1 protein-coding gene is annotated in these 2,945 nt (G+C 43.5%); it reads right to left on the reverse strand.

All coding sequences use genetic code 11. The features are described 5' to 3' along the window. Positions 1 to 68: 68 nt before the first annotated feature. On the reverse strand, positions 69 to 2,855 hold the full coding sequence (gene ppc, locus ACIQZ3_RS10480; RefSeq protein ID WP_397392900.1) for a phosphoenolpyruvate carboxylase: 2,787 nt from the start codon (positions 2,853 to 2,855) through the stop codon (positions 69 to 71). Positions 2,856 to 2,945: the final 90 nt, after the last annotated feature.

The raw sequence follows: 2,945 nt of genomic DNA on the forward strand, positions 1-2,945 counted from the left end.
CATATAAACAAGTTCTCTGCGAGTGGTCAGTGTCGGGGTGTAAGTAAATGTGTAGTCATTTCTGAAATCTAGCCAGTATTTCTTAGTCCCGCTGCAATTCCATTAATGGCTATATGAATACCCCTTTGCATACGATCATCATGCTTACCCGCACGATAACGACGCACCAATTCAACCTGCAAGTGATGAAGTGGATCAATGTAAGGAAAGCGATTTCGTATAGATCTTGCTAAAGATGGGTTCTTAGCCAAACGTACTTTCTCTCCAGTAACTAAGTTCAGAGCTTCCACTGTTTTATTCCACTCAGACTCAATAGCGCCAAAGATCTTCTTGCGTAACTTCACATCAGAAACTAGTTCGCTATAGCGCGATGCAAGAGCCAAATCACTTTTGGCTAAAGCCATATCCATATTCGATAACAAGGTTCTAAAGAAAGGCCACTCTTTGTACATCTTTTGCAGAAGACTCAAGGCCGCTTTTCTATCAGCAGCTTTGGGTTGATTTAAGAATTCCTGAATAGCAGAACCAAAACCATACCAACCTGGTAGCGTTAATCGAGACTGGCCCCAACTGAAACCCCAGGGAATGGCGCGAAGGTCCTCAATCCTTTGGCTTGCTTTGCGACTTGCGGGACGAGAGCCAATATTTAGCTTAGCAATTTCCCGAATGGGTGTCGCATCAAAGAAATACTCCGCAAACCCAGGAGTCTCATATACCAGGCCACGGTAAGCATTCATACTTGCTTGTGAAATTTTTGCTGCCGCCTCTAAGTAGGCTTTACTAGCCTGCTTAGTAGGCTTTAATAATGTGGCCTCTAATGTGGCTGCTACTAGAGTCTCCAGATTACGCCTACCAATCTCAGGATTGGCATATTTAGATCCAATCACTTCGCCCTGCTCTGTTAAACGAATTTGACCGCGTACTGTTCCAGGGGGCTGGGCTAAGATTGCTTCATAACTGGGCCCTCCCCCACGACCGACTGTGCCACCTCTGCCATGGAATAAGCGAAGCTTTACTCCATGCTTTTGTTCCAAAGGCTCAAAAACCTTAACCAAGGCAAGCTCCGCACAATACAACTCCCAATTACTTGTAACAATTCCACCATCCTTATTTGAGTCGGAATAGCCCAACATAATATCTTGCTCACCACCGGATCGCTTTACCAAATCCAGAATGCCAGGTAACGCATAAAACTCTTGCATGATGGGGGCGGCATTGCGTAAATCTTCAATCGTTTCAAATAAGGGAACCACAATCAGATCAGCAGATGCTTTTTTACCTAAAACCTCATGCATTAAACCCACTTCCTTTTGAAGCAACAAGACTTCTAATAGGTCGCTGACAGTCTCGGTATGACTAATGATGTAGTGGCGGATAGTCTCATTACCAAATAGCTGTCGCGTTTTCTTAGCCATTTCAAAGATGGCAATCTCTGATTCTGCAAAATCAGAATACAAATGCCCAACCACACGAAGTGGTCTTGGGTCTCTTAGTAGCGATAGCAAGAGTTCCCGTTTTTGCTCTTCGGACAAACTAGAGTAATCAGCTTCTATCGACGCGATATGAAGAAGCTCTGCTAAAACAGCTTCATGCATATCTGAACTTTGACGTAAATCTACAGTAGCCAAATGAAAACCAAAAACTTCAACCGCTCGAATCAAACCGTGGAGACGACTGTCTGCTAGAGCCTTTGCGCCTTGGGATATTAGTGAGGCCTCAATCGTCTTAAGATCAGACAAAAAATCTTGTGCGCTGATGTAAGGATTTTGAGGCGCTACAGCATGACGAGCAGCATTTCCCCCAGTTAACATTTTTAAAGTGGCTGCCAGCCGAGAATACATACCTGTAAGCGCCCTGCGATACGGCTCATCTTGACGATGCTCATTAGTATCAGGAGAGCTGGCTGCAAGTTCTTGCATTTTTTTAGAGAATTTTAAAAGTAATGCGGAGACCGATAAGTCTCTACCCAAGTAGTGCACCTCGGTTAAATAGTGACGTAACGCCATTTCAGCCTGTCTTGAAACGGCGTACTCGAGAGTCTTGGCGCTGACATTGGGGTTACCATCGCGATCACCGCCTATCCATTGCCCCATCTTTAGAAAGCTAGCAACTGAATTTCCAGCAAGCGAATCTTCTAACTGGGCATAGATTTTTGGGATTTCCCTTAAGAATGTTGTCTCATAATACGTCAGAGAATTCTCAATCTCATCAGCAACTGTAAGCTTCGTAAATCTTAATAAACGGGTATGCCAGAGTTGCAATACGCGAGCACGAATTTGCTCTTCATTGACTTTAAGCTCCTTATTGAGCAAGGCATCTTTTTGTGGATTATTTGCTTTAGATGATTCTTTAATCTGATCACGCACAGTCAATAGATTGGCTATGTCTCTCTCGGCCTCCAAAATACTAGTTCTCTGCACTTCGGTTGGATGAGCAGTAAGCACTGGTGAGATTAAGCTTGCTTCTAGCGTTTTAGAAATCATCTTGCTAGTGACGCCTGCAGCGTGCAGTTTTTTCATAGCCATAGGAATGCTGCCATCTTGATGGCTGCCATTGCGCTCATAAGCTACACGGCGGCGAATATGATGTCTATCCTCGGCTAAATTGGCTAAATGACTAAAGTAAGTGAAAGCCCGAAGCACTTTTACCGCGCTTTCGCTAGTTAGCCCTTTAAGAAGTTTGCTCAGCTCGAGATTAGCCTTCTGATTTGCATCACGATGAAAGGTTACTGATAACTTCCTGACTTGCTCTACCAATCCGTAAACAGATTCACCCTCTTGTTCGCGAACAATATCACCCAGAATTTTTCCCAATAAGCGAATGTCATCAATTAACGGTATTTCAGTATTTTTCAAAAAAGACCCCCACTATAAGCATTAGGATGGCAAGCAATACATTGCGGCAATTTGACGTACTTTTTTTAATGATTATTCATTTTAAACATT

Origin of the sequence: Polynucleobacter sp. (assembly GCF_044342855.1) — a bacterium.
Taxonomy (GTDB): Bacteria; Pseudomonadota; Gammaproteobacteria; order Burkholderiales; family Burkholderiaceae; genus Polynucleobacter.